The sequence below is a fragment of the Polaromonas sp. P1_F8 genome (assembly GCF_056405635.1).
Window position 1 is genome coordinate 16,489 of sequence record NZ_JBFUBS010000007.1, and the last position, 19,270, is coordinate 35,758.

Sequence of the window (19,270 nt, forward strand, 5' to 3'; positions counted from 1 at the left end):
AACACACATGGCCAAATGGACTGCCTTTCCCCACGCCGGCGACTACACATTTGATGCCGCCAGCCTGAAAAAGAGCTGGGCCCGCCTGCACCAGGGCGACTGTGAGCCCCTGCCCAAGGATGCCGATGTATTGCAGGCCTGGGTGCTGTTTCATAACGGCGACTTTCAGAAAGCGGCGGAAGCCGGTACCAAGGCCGGCGGCGACGGCATCACCGTGGCCAACAAGGCCACCAGCATGTACGCCACCTACCTCGAAACCAAGGAAAAAGCCAAGCTGGACATGTTCATGGAAGTGGCCGCACGCGCCGAAGCCCAGCAAAAAGCCGACCCGAAGAACGCCAACGCCTGGTACTGGCAGGCCTACGCGCTGGGCCGCTACAGCCAGGGCATCAGCGTGGCCAAGGCACTGGCCCAGGGCTTGGGGACCAAGGTGAAGAATTCGCTGGAGCAAGCCATCAAGCTGTCGCCCAAGCACGCCGACGCGCACATTGCGCTGGCGGCCTTCCATGCCGAGGTGATCGACAAGGTGGGTTCGCTGATCGGCGGGATGACCTACGGTGCCAAAAAAGACATCGGCCTGGCGCTCTACAAGGACGCGCTCAAGCTGAACCCGGGCTCGGCCATCGGCATGATCGAATACGCCAACGGCCTGGTCATGCTGGAAGGCGACAAAAAAATGAAGGAAGCCACCAAGCTGTACGAACAGGCCGCAGCCAGCAAGCCGCTGGACGCCACCGAACGGCTGGACGTGGAGATGGCCAAGGCCGAGCTCGAGGACTGAGCCGGCAGCGAAGCTCACCCAAGCACTCCCGGCAGGGCCCGCGCGTCGCAAGGCGCACGGGCCCTGCCTGTTTGTTGCTACTATTTTGATAGCTGTTCGCGCCCGTCAGTATTGGCTTAAAGGCCGAATTGATGCTCAAAACCAGGCTAAAACGGCTTTCAGCAGGTACTTTGGAGCCCGTTTTGGTGATTTTCAGTCTCTCGGGGCAGGATTTTGAGCTGTTTTTGAGTGCCAAACAGGGCTGCAAGGCATAAAGGACGAGCGCGAGCAGCTATCAAAATCATAGCACCAGCAGCGCCGCCCGGCCAGCCTTGAACTTACCCAGCGTCATACGCCAGGCCAATCCGGCTTAACCCGTCACACCGGCCGTGCCGCATCCACCCAAGGCTTGCCCCGGTACCACGCATGCCGGGCCAGCCGCAGCATGGGCTTGTCGCCGGAGGTATCGCCATAGGCATACAGGGTGACGCCGCCCAGCGCCGTTTCCCCATAGCGCTCCGCCGCCCAAGCCTGCAGGCGCAACACCTTCTGCTCGCCATGGCAGTTGGGGGTGCTCATGCGACCAGTGAGGCGGCCGGTGAGATGCATTCCCTCACCCTCGCCCACCACTTCCATTTCCGTGCAGAGCAGCGCGTCAAACCCCAGCTGCCGCGCCACCACCTGCAGGTAGATGTCGGGCGACGCGCTGACCATGACGCAGCAATGCCCGGCCTCGCGGTGCCAGGCCAGGCGTGCCATGGCGTCCTCGCGCAGCTGGCCGGGGAAATCGTGGGCCAGCCAGCGGGCGGTCCAGCCCTCCATCTCGGCCAGGCTGCGGCCGGCCAGCGTGGCCTGCATCAGCTTGCCTTTGGCGACGTGGTTGGGCACCAGGCGCAGCGCATAGCCGGCCAGCCAGGGGAAGCAGCGGAGCAAGGCCACCAGGAACCGCGGCCAGCCCAGGCCGCGCGCCAGGAAAGGCATGAAGGTGTCGCGCCGGGTCAGCGTGCCGTCGAAGTCAAAGGCGGCAACGACGGGACCGGCCTCGGCCGCGATCACCTCGCGCATCGCACCTGCCCGCAGTAGCGCACGCAGAACGGGCAGCCAGTCATCGGCAGCCACGAAGGAATGTTGAAGTAGCGCTTGAAGATTGTGCCCAGCACACCTTCGCGGTAGGCCTGATATTTGAAGCCTGTGCCTTCGACCGCGTAAAAGGGCACGCCGTCTTGCTCGAAGCTGAGCACACGCACCGACTCGAAGTAAGGCGAAAACTCTTCCAGCTTCGGCTTGTCGGCGACGATGACGCGCACCGTCTTGCCCTGGTAGAGCGAAAAGTCGACCAGCATGTCGTCTTGGCGCGCATGGAACTTGCCGACGCCGAACACCGGCATGTATTCGCGGCGTTCAAAACCGAAAATCGACGCGGGCGTGTAGGCCTCGCCCATCAAGACCACGCCGGGCACGGTGACCTGCTGCAACATTTCGGCCGTCTTGTAGCTGCGGATGATCTGCGGATAAAGCTTGGTCGTTTTCCAGGTATCCAGCGACGTCATGTACAGCCCGGCCACCACCAGCACATGCAGGCCGGCAAACACGGCCAGCCCCTTGGCGCAGGCCTTGAGCCTGTCGGCCGGCAAGGCAAACGCCAGAAAAGCAAAGCCAAAAGGGTAAAACGACAGCACCCAGTGCAGGCCGATCACCTTCTTGCCTGACAGCAGCGCAAAAAACAGCAGCGGCACCACCACCAGGCAGGCCAGCAGGCGCTGGCTTCGTGCGGCGGCCATCAGCGCATCACGATAGCGCACAGCCATCCACACTGCCACGGGCGTGATCAGGTAGACCATCATGCCGATGTAAGTCAGCGGCTTGCGCCATTCGAACACCGCGTCTTCATTGCGGTTGTAGACGTTGAACATGATGTTCGACCAGCCGTGCGACATGTTGTAGGCGATGTTGATCGCCGGGCCGGGCAAGGCGCACAGCACCAGCAGCGCAAAGCCCGCGAGCCGTTCACGCCGGTACAGCACGAAGTAAACGAGATAACTGAAGCCGAGCACCACCGAGAAGTACTTCGACAGAAAGGCACAGCCCAGGAAAAGGCCCGACAGGGCGTAGAGGCCGTAGGCGGCACGGTCCAGCGCCGCCCGGCGCTCGGCACGCATCAGCGCGGCAACGGACAGCGCCGACCAGAAAATCAGCGGTGTGTCGGTGGTGATCAGGACGTTGAGCCAGTTCAGCGGCGCCAGCCAGAAAAACAGCACGGCCCAGGCGGCACGCACTTTGTCAACGGGCTTGAGCGCCCACCACAGCGCCGAACCCAGCGCCAGCGGCAGCAGCACGATGGGCAGGCGTATCGACCAGAGGCTGTCGCCCAGCGTGGCGCGCATCAACGCAATCAGCCAGCCCACCATGGGCGGATGGTCTGAATAGCCCCACGCGGGGTACACCCCCCACCAATAGAAAAAGGCCTCGTCGCCGGTGACCGGGAAGGTGACGGCGATCCAGAACCGCAGCAGCAGTGACAAGAGGCCCGCACCCAGCAGCCAACGGCTCAGCGAAACGGGAAAGGCGGCGGTGTCGTGGTTCTGGGGCATGGAAACTGGGGAACGGGTAGGTCTGGCGGCTTTGCATGGTGCGGGAAAAGCCAGGAAAGAAGGCCCGCAGGGGCTAGCGAAAACTGATTTCCTTGCGGATGGCCGCACTATAAAGCAAGGCCACCACGCCAATGGCAACGGCCAGCCACAGCGTGAGCAGCCGTACCAACACGGTAATGGCCAGCGCTACGGCCCCCGTTGCGCCCTGTGCCACCAGCAAGCCGGTCAGCACGGCTTCGGTGCCGCCCAGGCCGGCCGGCAGGGCAGACAACGCACCGGCCACCATGGCGGTCGCGTAGAAACCGGTAGCCGTCAGCAGGCCGAGGGGGACTTCCATCTCGCGGCACACCAGCCAGACCGCGACGCCCTGGGCTGCCCAGGCCGTGAGCGTGAGGCCAAACCAGAGCAGCGGACGCACCGCCAGGCACAACCAGGCCTCCTGCAGCCAGGCAAAACGCTGGAACAGCCGTGCGCGGTGTTTGAACAGCAGGCCCATCGCCAGTGCCGCCAGCAGAACCGCGGCGGCCAGCAGCCCGGCCAGCCAGGCGGGTGACGCCGGCATCGCGCCATGGTTCAGGCCCCACCACACGGCTGGAAAACACAGCAGCAACAGGCACAGCAAATCGGCCAGCCGTTCGGCGCCGAAGATGGCCAGGCTTTGTGCGGTACCCAGCGGACGCTGCGCCAGCATCAGGCCGCGCACCGCTTCACCCACATTGCCCGGCGTGGGCGTGAAGGCATAACCGGCCAGGTACAGCCGAAGCCCCTGCAGCCAGCCGAAATGGCGCCCAAAGTGGGCCATCCAGAGCCGCCAACGGAGGCCGCGCAGCAAATAGTTGAGAAGGCACAGGCCTGCTGCTTGCACGCCCGTCCACGACCACAGCAGCGCGAGCGATGCCTTGGGACTGTCACCCCAGACCAGCAGCACGGCCGCATAAGCCGTGGCCACCACGCCAAGCACCAGCAACAGCTGCTTGAACGGCAAGGTGCCCTGCGCGGGCGGCGGAGCGCCCCCGGGAATCACAGGCGGCGGCTCAGGAAGATGGCCAGCCAGAGCACGCCGGCCGCCAGGATCCACGGGTCCCGCAGCATGTCGCGCGCCACGTCTTCACCGCGGCCGCGGTGCACCTGGTAGGTGTAGCGCAGCATGCCGAAAATGACCACCGGCACGGTGTAGAGCAGGCGCTCGCCATGCTGCAGCTGCGCCTCGGGGCTGGTGGCAAACAGGCTGTAGGTGGTCAGCGTGGCGGTCATGGTCGCGGCCATGAAGGTGTCGAGCAAGGCCGCGGGGTAATGCGCCAGCACTGCGCGCTGGCTGGCTTCTTCATGAAAGCTCTCGGCCTTGCGTTTGGAAAACCCCAGGAACAGCGCCACAAAAATACCGGTGAGCAACAGCCAGCGCGAAGGCGGAATGCCGACGGCCACGGTGCCGGCCAGCAGGCGCAGCATGAAGCCCGAGGCAATGATGGACACATCGACCACCGGTACCTGCTTGAGCCGCCACGAATACGCCAGGTTCAGCACCGTGTACAGGCCCAGCAGCACCAGCAGCGTGCGGTTGCCCGCGGCCAGCAGCAGGCCCGCCATCAGCAACAGGACCGCCAGCACCAGCGCCAGCGGCACAGCCACTGCGCCGCTGGCCAGCGGCCGGTGGCGCTTGGTGGGGTGCAGGGCGTCGCTGGCCCGGTCGTGCCAGTCGTTGATGATGTAGACCATGCTGGAGAGGCAGCAGAACGCGGCAAAGGCGTAGAAGACGCGCAGGTCCAGCGCGGTGTCCTGCCAGTTCTGGCTGAACACCAGGCCGGCAAACACAAAGGCGTTTTTGAGCCACTGGTGCGGCCGCATGAGCCGTATCAATGCAAGCGGGGAAGAGGACAAGGAAGACATCAGGATGGGCAACAATGCCCCGGAGGAATGCGACGTTGAAGCATAACTGACGGGACCGGCTCCAGATATCCGGGAATGCGGCCAAAATAGGCCATGGATTCCGCACCTTCCTCCCCCATCCTCACGGCCTCCGCCTTGGTCCCTTCTCCTTCGCATCCCTCAGTGTCACCCCACGCCCTGCAACTGGTCCAGACCCTGGTCCGCATGAACACGGTCAGCCACAACTCGAACCTGGCCTTGATTCATTTCGTGCGCGACGAGCTGCAAAAACTCGGCGTGGCCAGCCGCATCACCACCAATGCCGACAAAACCAAGGCCAACCTCTTCGCCACGCTGGGCGAAGGCAAGCCGGCCGGCATCATCCTGTCAGGCCACACCGACACGGTGCCCTGGGACAACCAGGACTGGACGCTGGACCCGCTGTCGGCCACGGTTAGCGATGGCAGGCTGTACGGCCGCGGCAGCTGCGACATGAAAGGTTTTATCGGCCTGGCGCTGGCCCACGCCGGGGATTTTTTGAACAGCCAGGCGCCGTTTGCGGTGCACCTGGCGCTGAGCTACGACGAGGAAGTCGGCTGCATGGGTGTGAAGGAAATGATTGCCGACATGAAGGACGCGGGCATCAGGCCGCTCGCCTGCATCGTGGGCGAACCGACGAGCATGGTGCCGGCAACCGCGCACAAGGGCGTGTACCGCTACAAATGCTGCGTGCGCGGCAAGGAGGCGCACTCCTCGCTCACGCCGCAATCCGTCAACGCCATCGAGATGGCCGCGCGTGTCGTCGGCAAGCTGCGCGACATGGCTGACGGCTTTGAAGCCAACGAGCCGCGCTACGAAGGTTTTGATGTTCCCTTCAGCACCGCCAGTGTCGGCCAGTTCCACGGCGGTATTGCCGACAACGTGGTGCCACGCGACGCGGAGTTCCGCTACGAATTCCGCAACCTGCCCACGGCGGATGCGGTTTTAATGCAAAAAGAGCTTGTAGCCTATGCGCAACGGGCGCAACCAGCTATGAAAAAGATAGCGCCTGACGCCGGCTTCAGCTTTGAGACGATTTGTGAAGTGCCGGCCTTCCTCGGCTCCGCCGGCGACGCGGTGACCCAACTGGCCCAGCGCCTGGCCGGCACGAAAGAGACCACGCTGGTCGCTTTCGGCACCGAAGCAGGCCTTTTCAAAAACGCCGGCATTCCCACAGTGGTGTGCGGGCCCGGCAGCATCAACCAGGCGCATCAGCCCGACGAATTTGTGAGCCTGGAGCAACTCGCGCGCTGCGAGGATTTCATGCGCGGGTTGGTCGCTACGCGGCAAATTGCCTGATTGAGCTAGCTTCGCTAAGAGGCGGGCTCTTCACGCAGGCCACCGCGGAACCGGCTTTGCCGGGCCGCCAGTGGCGCCCCCCTTGGGGGGAGGCGGCCGCAGGCCGCTTCGGGGGGTTACGTCCTGATCCGGCCGTCACCCGTCAGCATCGACAGCTCCACGAAGTGGGACGCCACATGGTCTGTGGGCGAGAACGTCACGGAAAACCCGCCGAGCGACTGGGTACCGATGGCTTCCAGGCCGGAGATCAGCGAATCACGGCTCATCTTGGGGCCGCCGCGCTTGAGCCCGTCCACCAGAATCCTGGCGGCCACATAGCCTTCCATGCTGGAGAAATTGACCTTGGCGTCCTTGCCGGCCGCCTTCACCGCATCGGTAAACTCGCGCACAATCGGCCGCGCTCCGTTGTAGGGCGAAGGCATGACCTGCGACACCACCACGCCTGCGCCTTCCTTGCCCAGCTCGTCGGCCAGCGCCTGCGTGCCGACAAACGACACGTTGTAGAACGTGCCGCCATAGCCGGCCTTGCGGGCTTCGCGGATGAAAGCGGCGCAGGCCTTGTAAGCACCGATCTGCACCACCGCATCGGGGCCCGCGGCCACCAGCGTGGTGACGGCCTTGGCCACGTCCACCGTGTTGCGTTCAACAGTCGCCTGCGCCACGGGCTTCAGGTTCTGAGCACCCAGGGCCAGCGTGACGCCGTCCAGCCCGGCCTTGCCGTAGGCATCGTTCTGGTAGAACACGGCGATTTTCTTCAGCCCCAGGGCGGTCAGCTGTTTGACGATGAGGCCGGTTTCGTCGTTGTAGGACGCGCGCACATGGAAGACATTTTTGTTGAAAGGTTCACGCAAAGCCATGGCACCGGTGAACGGCGCGATGAACGGAACCTTGTCCTTGATGGCCAGCGGCAGGGCAGCGATGCTGGTGGGGGTGCCGATGTAGCCGAACAGCGCAAACACCTCATCCTCGATCAGCTTGCGGGTGTTTTCAGCGCAGCGGGCAGGTTCATAGCCGTCATCCAGGTTGCGGATTTCAATCAGGCGCTTGTTGACGCCGCCCTGTTCGTTGACCTGGTCGAAGTACACCTTCGCGCCCTGGTAGAACTGGATGCCCAGCTGCGCAGCCGGGCCGGTGAAAGGCGCTGACTGACCGAGGATGATCTTGTCGGTCTGGGCATGCGCGATATTGAAACCCGCCAGCATGGAGGCGCCGGCAGCGGTGGAAAAGGTTCTGCGAGTAATGTTCATGACGCTATCTTCGCAACAAAAATTTACAAACAGCTTAATTTGTAAAAACTAAGTTACAAATACGTGAGATAGGTCACTACTTTAGCGGAAGCCAGCAACGCAACAGCCGGTAATTTGTCACCTTTTGCATCATCCAACCCGCAACACTCACCAATTTCCGCTATCTCACTGTTCCTATTCCCGCACCCGTCCGGTGGCATCAATCAGGCTGAGCTCCACCAGTTTGGACCCCACGCGGTCCCCGTCAAAGTGCACCCGAAAACCGCCCAGGCTCAGCTCCTGCATGGTGTCCAGTGCCTTGCGCAACTTGACGCGGGTCGGGTCCTTTCCGGCCTTGCGCAGCGCTTCGACATACGTCCAGGCAGCGATGTAGCCTTCGAGCATGTACACATTGGGTTTTCCCAGTTTGGCCGCTGTAGCGTCGGCCTGCAGTTCACGAACCAGGACGCTCTTGGCGTTGTCCGACTTGGGTGTGACGCGCACCACCACCACACCGGCACCGGCCGCACCCAGCTGTTCCGCCAGCAGGCTTTCGCCAGTGCTGGAAAAGCCGTAGATGGGCCCGCGAAAGCCTTTGGCGCGCAAATCGCGTATGGCGTTGGCGGCGCCGGCAGCGTCGCTGATGACCAGCACCGACTCGGGTTTTTTGCCCAGCACCTGGTCAACGCTCGCGGCCACACTGCCGCCCGAGAGGGCCGACTTGGCCACCAGGTTGGCGCCCAGGCCTCCCATGGTGCGCTCGGCGGAGTCCAGCGCCGCCATCGACTCGGCATCCTTGCCGTGCAGGATGGCCAGCTTGCGCATACCCAGGGTTTCGGCGTGCCGCGTGATCATGGCGGCTTCTTCCGAATAACCGGGCCGGACCGAATACACGTTGGGATAGAGCGAGCCGCGCAGCTCGTCGGCGCCGGCCATGGGGGCGAACAGCAAAATGTCGGTGTCTTTCAACAGCGGGTTGACGGCCGTGACCTGTGGCGAGCCGTAGTAGCCGAACAGCGAAAACACCTTCTGGTCCAGCAGCTTGCGGGTGTTGGCCGCGGCGGTCTCGGGGTTGCCCGCATCGTCCAGCGTGGTCAGTTCGATCTTGCGGCCGTTGACGCCGCCGCCGGCATTGACGTGGTCGAAGTAAAGGCGCGCGCCCTGGGCAAACGGCACAGCCAGCGTGCTGCCGGGCCCGGTCATGGCCAGGGACTGCCCCAGCGTCACAGCAGTTTTGCTGATGCCATCTTCGGCATACACCCCTGGCGCCATCAGGGCGGCCAGTGCCGCTACCATGGTGATCCTGGCCAGCGCGCGGAATGACTGCACTCCTGTTTTTGTTGTCATGTTGTCTCCTCATCCCCGGGGGCCGGTATGGCTGCCAATATAAAGTTGAACCATGAGCAATACCATCAGCATCTCCCCTAGGACCGAGGCGAAACCTGACACCGGGCTGAAGCCTGGCGCCGTGCAGGTGCTGGGCGCCTGCCCGCATGATTGCCCCGACACCTGCTCATTGCTGACTACTGTGGAAGACGGCGTGGCCACCCGCGTGCAGGGGAACCCGGACCACCCGCATACCGGCGGCGTGCTGTGCAACAAAGTGTCGCGTTACACCGAACGCACCTACCATCCGGAGCGCTTGCTGAGCCCGCTCAAGCGCAGCGGCCCGAAGGGCAGCGGACAGTTCGAGCCGGTGAGCTGGGAAGCGGCGCTGGCCGACATTGCGGCCCGCCTCAAGCCCATCGCCGCACGCAATCCTGAAGCCATCGTGCCTTACAGCTATGCCGGCACCATGGGCCAGGTGCAGGGCGAAAGCATGGCGGGCCGGTTTTTCAACCAGCTCGGTGCGTCATTCCTGGACCGCACCATCTGCTCATCAGCCGGCGGCGAGGCCCTGACGCAAACACTGGGCGGCAAGGTCGGCATGCGGGTGGAGTTTTTTGCCGAATCGAAGCTCATCATCATCTGGGGCAGCAACTCCATCGGCAGCAACCTGCACTTCTGGCGTTACGCACAACAAGCCAAGCGCGATGGCGCAAAACTTGTCTGCATCGATCCGCGCAAAAGCGAAACCGCCGAGAAATGCCATGCGCACATCTCGCTGCTGCCGGGTACCGACGCCGCGCTGGCGCTGGCCCTGATGCACGAGCTGATCACCCACGACTGGCTCGACCACGACTACATCGCGCAGCACACACTGGGCTGGCAAAGCCCGGATGGCGGGTTGCGCGAACGCGCGCTGCAGTGGCCGCCTGAACGGGCGGCCGAAGTCTGCGGTGTGCCGGCGGAACAGATCCGCTCGCTGGCGCGCGATTATGGCGAATGCTTTGTCAAAAAACAGCCCGCAGCGATCCGCCTGAACTACGGCATGCAGCGCGTTCACGGCGGCGGCAATGCGGCGCGTGCCATTGCCTGCCTGCCCGCGCTGACGGGCGCGTGGCGGCATCGCGCCGGCGGCGTGCTGCTCAGCAGCTCGGGCCTGTTCCCGGTCGACAAGGCCGCCCTGCAGCGGCCCGACCTGCTCAAAGGCCGCCAGCCGCGTACCATCAACATGAGCACCATTGGCAACGCCTTGCTCGAAGCAGCATCGCCTCAGTTTGGCCCGAAGATCGAGGCGCTGATCGTCTACAACAGCAACCCGGTGGCGGTGGCGCCGGAATCCGGAAAAGTGGTTCAGGGCTTTGCGCGTGAAGACCTCTTCACTGTGGTGCTTGAGCACTTCCAGACCGACACGGCCGACTACGCCGACTACATCCTGCCGGCCACCACACAGCTGGAGCACTGGGATATGCATGCCTCCTATGGCCATACCGACGTGCTGCTGAATCGCCCCGCCATCGCACCCATGGGCCAGGCCAAACCCAACACGCAGATCTTTCGCGAGCTGGCCGCCCACATGGGCTTTACTGAGCCCTGCTTTGCCGACAACGATGAGCAGCTGTGCCGCGCGACGTTTGGCGACAAGGTGGACTTTGGTCAGTTGCTGGACACGGGCTTTGCCACGCTGGCGCTGCCCGAGGCGCCGTTTGCTGCCGGCAACTTCCCCACCGCCTCGGGGCGCTGCGAGTTCTTCAGCGCGCGCCTCGCGGCCACCGGCGCCGATGGCCTGCCCGGCCACGTGCCCAATTACGAAGCAGCCAACACATCCGACCAGTTCCCGCTGGCCATGATCTCACCGCCCGCACGCAACTTCCTCAACTCCACCTTCGTCAACGTGAAAAGCCTGCGCGATATGGAAACCGAACCGGTGCTGGAAATCCATGCGGACGATGCCGCTGCACGCGGCATCACCACGGGCACGGTCGTCAAGGTGTTCAACCAGCGCGGCGAGTACCGGGTCAAGGCTGAAGTCTCCACGCGGGCACGCCCCGGCGTAGTCAATGGCCTGGGCATCTGGTGGCGCAAGCTGGGCCTGGACGGCACCAACGTGAACCAGCTCACCAGCCAGCACCTGACCGACATGGGCCGCGGCCCTGTCTTCTACGACTGCCTGGTGCAGGTGCAGCGCGACGCTGAAATAGCCTGAGCCGCCCGATGACCCGGGCGCGCGCCATGACGCTGACCGGCCTGGCTGCTGCGCTGGCCGCAGCCGCGCTGTGCCTCACGGGTTGCGCCGACCTGGGTTATTACTGGCAGTCCGTCAGCGGCCACATGCAGATGCTCAACGCGGCCCGGCCGGTGGACGACTGGCTCGGCGATGCGCAAACATCGGCCTCATTAAAAAGCCGGCTGGAACTATCACAGCGCATCCGCAGCTTTGCGGTGACCGAGCTGAAACTGCCCGACAACGCCAGCTACCGCCGCTATGCCGACCTGCGCCGCAGCGCCGTGGTCTGGAACGTGGTGGCAGCGCCGGCGTTCTCGCTCACGCTCAAAACCTGGTGCTTTCCCGTCACAGGCTGTGTCGGCTACCGCGGTTACTTCAACGAGGCAGACGCCCGCGCCGAAGCGGCTCGGCTCAAGGCCGAAGGCCTGGAAGCCAGCGTTTACGGCGTACCCGCCTATTCCACCCTGGGCTGGATGAACTGGGCCGGCGGCGACCCTTTGCTCAACACCTTCATCGGCTACCCCGAAGGCGAACTGGCCCGACTGATCTTTCATGAACTGTCCCATCAGGTGGTGTTTGCGCCGGGTGACATGATGTTCAATGAATCGTTTGCCACCGCGGTCGAGCGCCTGGGCAGCGAGCGCTGGCTGGCCACGCAGGCCGGCGATGACGCACGCAAGGCCTACGCCGTATTTGACGGCCGGCGCCGGCAGTTCCGCGCGCTGGCACTGGCCACGCGCCGCGAACTGGCCGCAATTTATGATCAAAATGATACTGAAGCCCAATCAGGACGGGCGCAAGCAGCTAGCAAAATGATAGCGTACCAGCGCTTTCGTGACGCCTATGCCGAACTCAAGGCATCATGGGGCGGCTTTGCCGGCTACGACCAGTGGGTGGCGAACGCCAACAATGCCTCGTTTGGCGCACAGGCCGCGTACGACGAACTGGTGCCGGGCTTTGAAGCATTGTTCGAACGCGAAGGCCGCGACTGGCAACGGTTTTATGATGCGGTCAAAAAGCTGGCCCGGCTATCCAAGGACGAACGGCGCAAGGCACTTGAACACAACAGGGTGAACCTTGCGCAGCCACACAGTCACCAACGCAAGGCCGGACAGCCCAAAGGGTAGTTCAACCTGGGCAGCATCCCAGACATGCGGCGAGGGGCGTATCTATAGGCTTACACGCACATGATGGTGAGGCGGTGTCCCTGATGTTCCGTATGTTCGACGACTTTCCAGCCGAGCCGGGCATACAGGGCTTCGCTGTTCGGCGTAAACAGGTAGACCTTGTCTTTGCCCATGCCGGCGGCCTCCCGAACCACATGCCGGACCAGCGCCGACCCGATCCCCTTGTTCCTGTGCTCGGGCGCGACATAAACACTGGACAGCCAGGGAGACAAGTGGGAATGGGTAATCGTTTGCGGCAGCAGGCTTGCCGACCCCAGGAGCTGGTCTTCGCAGACCGCCACAAAAGTCATCGGCAACGCGCCCTTCTGCGCGGATGCCTTCAGCCTTTGCGTGCGCTGCTCAACCGTAACCGATGTGTTGAGATAGCCGAATTGCGCCTGGTGCCACGCAGCTAGCGCCGCAAGGTGCTGCGGGTGGTCGGCAAGATGGCCAATGCACACAGGAGATGCTGCGTGCCTCATGCCAGTTGAACCCAGGCAGCAACAGACATGGGCGGCACGGTCACAGTGTGCTCGTCGCGGCCCGCCAATTCCCGGGCCAGCAACGCGTCGACATCGTGGTGATCCGCATCAGCACGCCCGAGCTTTCGGGCCATGGGAGTAACCGACCTGACTGCCTCCAGGGGTAGTTCGATTGAACGTGCACCATACTGAAGAGGTGCTGATGTCTGCACCTGCACACTGCCGTAGCGCGTCAAAATACTTGGGAGCCTTGCTGCCATGTACGGATTGATACCAGCGTCCAGCATGACATCGCCTATGAACACAATCGCCTCATGTGTTTCTGGCGATGCAGGCGGCCAGATGCTGCTGTGTACGCCGCGGAAAAAATCCATCTCCAGAAACGCCATCGCTCCACCCGGCCGTACCCAATTCGCCACGCGCGCAACAGCAGCCTCGGGACTTGCGACGTACAGCAGGAAGTACCGCCCAACTATGGCGTCAAACATCCGGGCTGGCTCAAGATCGTCCAGATCAGCCAAAACAAACTTCACATTCTGAAAACCCGAATCAGCGATGCGCAAAGCGGCGGCGTCAAGCTGGGCCGGGTCCCGGTCCACCGCCGTCACTTCGCCGCCGGGCCCCACACGGCTTGCCAGCAACAAGGTCATATCACCGCTTCCACAGCCCAGCTCCAGGACCTGGGACCCAGGCTGTACGCCGGCCCCAGTCAGCAGGTTCTCGGTAAGCGGCAGTATTGCCAGCCCCTGCATTTTCAACCGGTCGCGTTCTTTTTCACTGCTGTGCAGCGGGTAGTTTTTCATCCTTCGTGGATCCTTTTTTCCTGGTTGTCATGTCGTTCCAGAGCTGCGGCAAAGTGCCCGCACCAGATGCCCGAATCGGGCAGGCATACATCGTCGATGTGACGCCAGAAACGTGATTCCCGAAAGAGCAGTATCCAGCCCCTGCAAGGCTCTGCACAGTGTGCGAACTACGGTATTCAGAGATCTCGGCCCGGTAGGCAATACCGTAGCCAAGCCGAATCTCTGACCACGACCGGGCTAGAAAATCCCGTATTGCGAGGCCCGGTGCGCAGCTTCAGCCCGCGTCTTGCTACCCAGGGCTTTCAAGGCAGCGCTCACATGCATTTCAACCGTGCGGGGACTCAGGGATAGTGTGCGTGCGATCTGTTTGTCGGTCTGTCCTTGCGCTACCTGCCTCAGCACCTCGGCTTGGCGCGCTGTCAGCCGGAAAGCAGGTGGCGCAGCGCCCTCTTTGCCGGCGAGAAATTCAAGCACGGTATCGCGCACCCCGGGCCATGCCGGCTCCTCCACCAAAGGGATGTTGTTGTGCGAGTCAACCGGAACGAAGCGTGCGGCAGGAATGAGTGTGGCCAGCCTTTGCCCTTCGTCTATCGGATACAAAATGTCCTGGCGGGCATGCAGAACCAGGCAAGCAGTGTCAATCCGCTGCGCACTTTCGCTGAGGTCCAGGTCATAAAACGCGCGGACGCTCTGTGCAGCGATGGCGCCGTTCATGCGCTGGCTGACGATTCGATCATGGGCCTCAAGTTGCCCGGCCGAGGCGTCCGGGAGAAATTGCGCCGTGAATATGCGCCGGAAAGACACCGCAAACTCGCTTCTCCCATCCAGCCCGGATTCGTACACCTGTAACGCCGCCATGGCATCGTCCCGTTGTGCGGGAGTCAGTTCACGCCGCAAACGCCCGCGAACGGCCCCTCCATAGATAACCAGGCGCGTCAACCGGGCAGGATGGCGGGCGGCATACTCGATTGCCGCATACGCCCCCGTACACACCGCCACCATGGCAAAGCGCGTCAGGCCCGCTGCATTGACGACCGCCTCAATGTCTTCCACCCAGGCATCCAGGGACATGCGCTCAGGCTTGCGCTCCGAAAGCCCACAGCCCCGCATATCGAGCCTGATCACGGTATGGCGGGCGGCCAGCGCATCCATCCAGTGCCTGCTCGTGGGTCCAGGCGATGTCAGGTCGTTGTCGGTGTACTGCAGGGTGACCCACACGACTGGCGGCCCGCGGCCAGTTGCAGTGAAAGCGATGGCCGTTCCATCGGCGCTTTTACAAAAATGAATGGAATTTGGATTCTTCAAAAGAGGGGGCTGTTGCAAATTTGTCTGACAACGCACGGGTAGATGGGGGTGCGTCAACAGTGCTCAGTATCACATCACAACGCAGTGTCTTGAACAGGGCCGAAAGCGTAGCCCGCTTTGAAATACTGCCTGAACGAGACGTCGGCACCGGCAAGCGTTTTATGATGCAGTCAAACGGCTGGCCCGGCTGCCAAAGACGAACGGCACAAGGCGCTTCAAATCAACAACACGGAGACCACGAATGGCTGACATCCAGATCCAGCGCGAACACACCCTGGGCCTTGCGGAGGCGCGCAAGATCGCCTTCAAATGGGCTGAGCAGGCCGAAGAAAAATTCGACATGGAATGCACCTACGAAGAGGGCAGGGACGAAGACCTGGTCAGCTTTACCCGCTCGGGTGTCAGCGGCACGCTGACCGTCACCAAGGACCGCTTCGATCTCCAGGCCAAGCTGGGTTTCCTGCTCGGCGCCTTCAAGGACAGGATCGAGGACGAAATCGTGAAAAACCTGGACGCCCTGATCGCGAAAAAGCCTGCGGCCAAAAAAGCCACCGCCAAAAAGAAAGCGGCCTGAGTTTTCAGGCTCATTTCCCCGTGAGCTACAACCTCGCCCGGTTTGACCTGGTGTCGGTGCGCCTGGCGGTGGCCTGCGCCCAGACAGGCAGCCTGACGGCCGCGGCACGCGACTCGCACCTGGCGCTGGCTGCCGCCAGCCGGCGCATCCGGGAGCTTGAGGACGCCCTGGGCGACGCGCTGTTCGAACGCCATCCACGCGGGCTACTCCCCACGGCGGCGGGCCGCGTCTTCGTCAAACACGGGCTCACGCTGCTGCAGACCATGGAACAGTTGGGCGGCGAACTGGCCGACCTGCGGCGCGGCATCGCGCGGCACATCCGCCTGTGCGCGAGTAGCGCCGCGATCAGCCAGTTTTTGCCGCCCTTGCTGGCGCGCTATGGCGAGCTGCATCCGCAGGTGCATATCGACCTGGAAGAGCAGGTGTCGGAAGCCGTGGCGGCCACTCTGCGCGAAGGCCGGGCCGATGTGGCGGTATTTGTGGAAGGGCCCGACACCACGGGGCTGGACACGCGTCTCTTTCGCGAAGACGAGCTGGTGCTGATCCTGCCGGCCGGCCACACGCTGACAGGCAAAACGCCGCTGGCCTTTGTCGATGCGCTCGACGAGGAATGGATCAGCCTGACCACCGGCGCCGCCATGCTGCAAAAGCAGCAACAGGCCGCGCTGGCCGCCAACCGGCCGCTAAAACTGCGCATGCAGGTGCGCAGCTTTGACGCGGTATGCCACATGGTGGCCTCCGGCCTGGGCGTCGCCATCCTGCCCAAAGCCGCCACGCTGCCCATGGTCAAAAGCATGAAACTCAGCTGGCGTCCGCTGGCCGATACCTGGGCCCGGCGCCGCCTGCTGACGGCCACTACCACGGGCCAGCCCGATGCGGGTATTGCCTCGCTGGTGGACTTCCTCAGCCCGAAAGAGGCCCCGCCTTCGCAAAACGCGAAACCCAAGGCCCCAAAGCGCAAATAGACGGGACCAGTTGGCGGCGGCACACTGCCCGCCATGCCATCTCCTGAAAAATCCCCTCCAGCTTCCGGTGTCTCCACCGCGCAAGGCCCGCTCGCCGGGCTGAAAGTGCTGGAGCTCGGCCAGCTGATCGCCGGCCCCTTCGCCGCCAAGACACTGGCGGACTTCGGCGCCGACATCATCAAGATCGAAACGCCGGGCGCGGGCGACCCGCTGCGCAAATGGCGCCTGCTGAAAGACGGCACGTCCGTGTGGTGGCAGGTGCAGTCGCGCAACAAGCGTTCGGTGGCGCTGGATTTGAAGAGCCCCGAAGCGCAGGCCATCGTGCGCCAGCTCGCGCTTGACGTCGACGTGTTGATCGAGAACTTCCGCCCCGGCGCCATGGAAGGCTGGGGCCTGGGACCCGATGAATTGCTGGCGCTGAACCCTCGCCTCATCATGCTGCGCATCAGTGGTTACGGCCAGACCGGCCCCTACCGCGACAAGCCGGGCTTTGGCGTGGTGGCCGAGGCCATGAGCGGCCTGCGCCACCTGACGGCCGAGCCGGGCCGTGTGCCGGTGCGCGTCGGCGTGAGCATTGGCGACACGCTGGCCGCGCTGCACGGCGTCATTGGCATCCTGCTGGCGATGCAGGAACGCCAGCGTTCCGGCAAAGGCCAGGTGATCGATGTGGCGCTTTATGAAGCGGTGTTCAACTGCATGGAAAGCCTGCTGCCTGAATACAGCGCCTTTGGCGCAGTGCGCGGCGCGGCCGGCAGCGCCCTGCCCGGCATCGCGCCCAGCAACGCATATCTGTGCAAGGACGGCGGCTATGCGCTGGTGGCCGGCAACGGCGACAGCATCTTTAAACGGCTGATGGCCACCATAGGCCGCAACGACCTCGGTAGCGACCCGGCGCTGGCCGATAACGCCGGTCGCGTGGCGCGCGTGGCCGAAATCGACGCGGCCATCGGCCAGTGGACCCTGGGCCTCACGGTCGATGAAGTGCTGGCGGCGCTCGACAAGGTCTCGGTGCCCGCGGGTCGTATTTACACCGTGGCCGACATCGCGGCCGACCCGCACTACCGTGCGCGCGGCATGCTCGACGAAGTGCGCATGGACGACGGAAGCCTGCTGGCCGTTCCCGGCATCGTGCCCAAGCTCTCGCGCACGCCGGGCGGCCACCGCCGCAATGCGCCGCAGGTGGGGCAGGACACCGAAGCGGTGTTGCGCGAGATCGGACTTTCAACCGAACAGATTCAGGCGCTCAAGGACAAGGGCATCGTGGCCGGGAAGGACGTCAGCGCATGAACACCGCAAAACGGATTTACTTTAATGAGGTCGCTACGCGCGACGGCTTCCAGATCGAACCCGCTTTCATTCCCACCGATGACAAGGTCGCGCTCGTCGATGCCCTCAGCGAATGCGGCTACGCCAAAATCGAGGTGACTTCTTTCACCTCGCCCAAAGCCATCCCCATGCTGCGCGACGCCGAAGAGGTGATGGGCCGCATACGCCGCGTGCCTGGCGTGGAGTACACGGTGCTGGTGCCCAATCTGCGCGGCGCTGAGCGCGCGCTGGAGTCGCGCGCCGACGAACTCAACCTGGTGATGTCGGTATCGGAAACCCACAACCTGGCGAACCTGCGCATGCAACGCGAGAAAAGCTTTGCCGCACTCTCTGATGTCATTCGCCATGTTGACGGCCGCACGCCCATCAATATTTCACTGTCGTGCTGCTTCGGCTGCCCGATGGAAGGCGAAGTGGCCGAGGACGAAGTGCTGCGCTGGAGCGATCGCTTCGCCGCCTTCGGCGCAGACCGCGTGCGCGGCCTTACGATCTGCGACACCACCGGCATGGCCCACCCGGCTCAAGTCGGCCGCATGGTGGAAACGCTGCAACAACGCTTTGAAGGCCTGCAGCTGACCTTGCACTTTCACAACACGCGCGGCATGGGCCTGGCCAACGTGCTGGCGGCCGTGCAGGGCGGCATTACGCGCTTTGACGGCTCGCTGGGCGGCCTGGGCGGCTGCCCATACGCGCCCGGCGCCAGCGGCAACATCAGCAGCGAAGATGCGGTGCACATGCTGGATGCCATGGGTTACGACACCGGCATGGACATTGAAAAGCTGCTGGCCGTGGCGCGGCAAATGCCCGGCATTGTCGGCCATGACGTGCCCGGGCAAGTGGCCAAGGCGGGCCGCATCACCGACTTGCATGCACCGCCGCCTTATGTGGCTGAACTGAGGGCGGCATCGGCATGATTCGGCAGCTGGACCATTTGGTGCTGACAACGGCGGACGAAAAAGCCTGCGTGGATTTCTACATCCGCGTGCTGGGCATGACGCTGGAAACTTTTATCGGCGGCACACCACCGGTAGAGCGCAAGGCCTTCAAGTTCGGCCAGCAAAAAATCAACCTGCACATCAAAGGCCATGAGTTCGAACCCAAGGCCCACCTGCCAGTGCCGGGCGCCCTGGACCTGTGCTTTCTGGCCGGCATTCCCCTTGCCGAAGTGATCACCCGCCTCGAGCGGGAGCGTTGTCCAATCATTGAAGGCCCCGTGCTGCGTACCGGCGCCACACAAAAAATCCGCTCGGTCTATGTGCGCGACCCCGACCTGAATTTGATAGAGATTTCCGAACCCGCCTGAAACAGCATCCCAAAA

The 19,270-nt window shown here is 63.4% G+C and carries 18 protein-coding genes; 9 read left to right on the forward strand and 9 right to left on the reverse strand.

Translation table 11 applies throughout. The features are described 5' to 3' along the window. Window positions 1-7 precede the first annotated feature (7 nt). On the forward strand, window positions 8-781 hold the full coding sequence (locus AC1D1J_RS19875; protein ID WP_477695648.1) for a tetratricopeptide repeat protein: 774 nt from the start codon (window positions 8-10) through the stop codon (window positions 779-781). A 357-nt stretch (window positions 782-1,138) separates the two neighbouring features. Here AC1D1J_RS19875 and AC1D1J_RS19880 read toward each other — a convergent pair whose 3' ends face one another. The 4 genes from AC1D1J_RS19880 to AC1D1J_RS19895 form a co-directional block, all read right to left on the reverse strand. Then, on the reverse strand, window positions 1,139-1,879 hold the full coding sequence (locus AC1D1J_RS19880) for an HAD-IB family hydrolase (protein ID WP_477695649.1): 741 nt from the start codon (window positions 1,877-1,879) through the stop codon (window positions 1,139-1,141). Further along, window positions 1,813-3,351, reverse strand: coding sequence for an ArnT family glycosyltransferase (locus AC1D1J_RS19885; RefSeq protein WP_477695650.1), 1,539 nt, complete (start codon window positions 3,349-3,351; stop codon window positions 1,813-1,815). Before AC1D1J_RS19885 ends, AC1D1J_RS19880 begins: the two co-directional genes overlap by 67 nt. A 73-nt stretch (window positions 3,352-3,424) precedes the next feature. Continuing rightward, window positions 3,425-4,336: a lysylphosphatidylglycerol synthase transmembrane domain-containing protein gene (locus AC1D1J_RS19890; protein WP_477695651.1), complete on the reverse strand. Its 912-nt coding sequence runs from the start codon at window positions 4,334-4,336 to the stop codon at window positions 3,425-3,427. A gap of 35 nt (window positions 4,337-4,371) precedes the next feature. Then, on the reverse strand, window positions 4,372-5,238 hold the full coding sequence (locus tag AC1D1J_RS19895; RefSeq protein ID WP_477695652.1) for a decaprenyl-phosphate phosphoribosyltransferase: 867 nt from the start codon (window positions 5,236-5,238) through the stop codon (window positions 4,372-4,374). A gap of 93 nt (window positions 5,239-5,331) precedes the next feature. Here AC1D1J_RS19895 and argE point away from each other — a divergent pair, with 93 nt between their 5' ends. Further along, window positions 5,332-6,555 carry an acetylornithine deacetylase gene (gene argE, locus AC1D1J_RS19900; RefSeq protein WP_477695653.1) on the forward strand — a complete coding sequence of 408 codons (1,224 nt, stop codon included), beginning with the start codon at window positions 5,332-5,334 and terminating at the stop codon, window positions 6,553-6,555. 116 nt (window positions 6,556-6,671) lie between these two features. Here argE and AC1D1J_RS19905 read toward each other — a convergent pair whose 3' ends face one another. Then, on the reverse strand, window positions 6,672-7,802 hold the full coding sequence (locus AC1D1J_RS19905) for an ABC transporter substrate-binding protein (protein WP_477688246.1): 1,131 nt from the start codon (window positions 7,800-7,802) through the stop codon (window positions 6,672-6,674). A 174-nt stretch (window positions 7,803-7,976) separates the two neighbouring features. Continuing rightward, a complete protein-coding gene (locus tag AC1D1J_RS19910) occupies window positions 7,977-9,128 on the reverse strand; it encodes an ABC transporter substrate-binding protein (protein WP_477688247.1) in 1,152 nt (383 codons plus the stop codon). A gap of 52 nt (window positions 9,129-9,180) precedes the next feature. Between AC1D1J_RS19910 and AC1D1J_RS19915 the strand changes: the two genes are divergently transcribed. Beyond that, window positions 9,181-11,310 (forward strand): molybdopterin-containing oxidoreductase family protein, encoded by a 2,130-nt coding sequence (locus tag AC1D1J_RS19915; protein WP_477695654.1) that lies wholly within the window; start codon window positions 9,181-9,183, stop codon window positions 11,308-11,310. Window positions 11,311-11,318: 8 nt separating this feature from the next. Next, window positions 11,319-12,458 carry an aminopeptidase gene (locus AC1D1J_RS19920; protein WP_477695655.1) on the forward strand — a complete coding sequence of 380 codons (1,140 nt, stop codon included), beginning with the start codon at window positions 11,319-11,321 and terminating at the stop codon, window positions 12,456-12,458. Between the two features lie 50 nt (window positions 12,459-12,508). Here the strand turns inward: AC1D1J_RS19920 and AC1D1J_RS19925 are convergent, their stop codons facing one another. The 3 genes from AC1D1J_RS19925 to AC1D1J_RS19935 all read right to left on the reverse strand — a co-directional run bounded on the left by AC1D1J_RS19925 (window position 12,509) and on the right by AC1D1J_RS19935 (window position 15,000). After that, on the reverse strand, window positions 12,509-12,979 hold the full coding sequence (locus tag AC1D1J_RS19925; protein ID WP_477688250.1) for a GNAT family N-acetyltransferase: 471 nt from the start codon (window positions 12,977-12,979) through the stop codon (window positions 12,509-12,511). Beyond that, window positions 12,976-13,782: a methyltransferase domain-containing protein gene (locus tag AC1D1J_RS19930; protein ID WP_477695656.1), complete on the reverse strand. Its 807-nt coding sequence runs from the start codon at window positions 13,780-13,782 to the stop codon at window positions 12,976-12,978. Before AC1D1J_RS19930 ends, AC1D1J_RS19925 begins: the two co-directional genes overlap by 4 nt. Before the next feature lie 237 nt (window positions 13,783-14,019). Then, the gene (locus tag AC1D1J_RS19935; protein WP_477695657.1) at window positions 14,020-15,000 is read right to left on the reverse strand and encodes an alpha/beta fold hydrolase; all 981 of its coding nucleotides are present in this window, start codon (window positions 14,998-15,000) and stop codon (window positions 14,020-14,022) included. Between the two features lie 328 nt (window positions 15,001-15,328). Between AC1D1J_RS19935 and AC1D1J_RS19940 the strand changes: the two genes are divergently transcribed. The 5 genes from AC1D1J_RS19940 to AC1D1J_RS19960 are packed head-to-tail and all read left to right on the forward strand — an operon-like array spanning window position 15,329 to window position 19,255. After that, window positions 15,329-15,661: a polyhydroxyalkanoic acid system family protein gene (locus AC1D1J_RS19940; RefSeq protein WP_477688253.1), complete on the forward strand. Its 333-nt coding sequence runs from the start codon at window positions 15,329-15,331 to the stop codon at window positions 15,659-15,661. A 20-nt stretch (window positions 15,662-15,681) separates the two neighbouring features. Beyond that, entirely contained in the window at window positions 15,682-16,626 is a 945-nt protein-coding gene (locus tag AC1D1J_RS19945; protein WP_477695658.1) for a LysR family transcriptional regulator, read from the forward strand. Window positions 16,627-16,659: 33 nt separating this feature from the next. Continuing rightward, window positions 16,660-17,913, forward strand: coding sequence for a CaiB/BaiF CoA transferase family protein (locus AC1D1J_RS19950; RefSeq protein ID WP_477695659.1), 1,254 nt, complete (start codon window positions 16,660-16,662; stop codon window positions 17,911-17,913). Then, window positions 17,910-18,866, forward strand: a complete 957-nt coding sequence (locus AC1D1J_RS19955) for a hydroxymethylglutaryl-CoA lyase (RefSeq protein WP_477688256.1) — start codon at window positions 17,910-17,912, stop codon at window positions 18,864-18,866. The genes AC1D1J_RS19950 and AC1D1J_RS19955 overlap by 4 nt, the downstream gene beginning before the upstream one ends. Further along, window positions 18,863-19,255 (forward strand): VOC family protein, encoded by a 393-nt coding sequence (locus AC1D1J_RS19960; RefSeq protein ID WP_477688257.1) that lies wholly within the window; start codon window positions 18,863-18,865, stop codon window positions 19,253-19,255. Before AC1D1J_RS19955 ends, AC1D1J_RS19960 begins: the two co-directional genes overlap by 4 nt. Window positions 19,256-19,270 lie beyond the last annotated feature (15 nt).

What these genes read in the sequence shown, in the direction of transcription:
- AC1D1J_RS19930 (WP_477695656.1), bottom strand. Translation starts at nt 13,782, where the DNA reads ATGAAAAACTACCCGCTGCACAGCAGTGAAAAAGAACGCGACCGGTTG.
- AC1D1J_RS19955 (WP_477688256.1), top strand. Translation starts at nt 17,910, where the DNA reads ATGAACACCGCAAAACGGATTTACTTTAATGAGGTCGCTACGCGCGAC.
- AC1D1J_RS19925 (WP_477688250.1), bottom strand. Translation starts at nt 12,979, where the DNA reads ATGAGGCACGCAGCATCTCCTGTGTGCATTGGCCATCTTGCCGACCAC.
- argE (WP_477695653.1), top strand. Translation starts at nt 5,332, where the DNA reads ATGGATTCCGCACCTTCCTCCCCCATCCTCACGGCCTCCGCCTTGGTC.
- AC1D1J_RS19875 (WP_477695648.1), top strand. Translation starts at nt 8, where the DNA reads ATGGCCAAATGGACTGCCTTTCCCCACGCCGGCGACTACACATTTGAT.
- AC1D1J_RS19905 (WP_477688246.1), bottom strand. Translation starts at nt 7,802, where the DNA reads ATGAACATTACTCGCAGAACCTTTTCCACCGCTGCCGGCGCCTCCATG.
- AC1D1J_RS19895 (WP_477695652.1), bottom strand. Translation starts at nt 5,238, where the DNA reads ATGTCTTCCTTGTCCTCTTCCCCGCTTGCATTGATACGGCTCATGCGG.
- AC1D1J_RS19920 (WP_477695655.1), top strand. Translation starts at nt 11,319, where the DNA reads ATGACCCGGGCGCGCGCCATGACGCTGACCGGCCTGGCTGCTGCGCTG.
- AC1D1J_RS19950 (WP_477695659.1), top strand. Translation starts at nt 16,660, where the DNA reads ATGCCATCTCCTGAAAAATCCCCTCCAGCTTCCGGTGTCTCCACCGCG.
- AC1D1J_RS19940 (WP_477688253.1), top strand. Translation starts at nt 15,329, where the DNA reads ATGGCTGACATCCAGATCCAGCGCGAACACACCCTGGGCCTTGCGGAG.
- AC1D1J_RS19960 (WP_477688257.1), top strand. Translation starts at nt 18,863, where the DNA reads ATGATTCGGCAGCTGGACCATTTGGTGCTGACAACGGCGGACGAAAAA.
- AC1D1J_RS19910 (WP_477688247.1), bottom strand. Translation starts at nt 9,128, where the DNA reads ATGACAACAAAAACAGGAGTGCAGTCATTCCGCGCGCTGGCCAGGATC.
- AC1D1J_RS19915 (WP_477695654.1), top strand. Translation starts at nt 9,181, where the DNA reads ATGAGCAATACCATCAGCATCTCCCCTAGGACCGAGGCGAAACCTGAC.
- AC1D1J_RS19885 (WP_477695650.1), bottom strand. Translation starts at nt 3,351, where the DNA reads ATGCCCCAGAACCACGACACCGCCGCCTTTCCCGTTTCGCTGAGCCGT.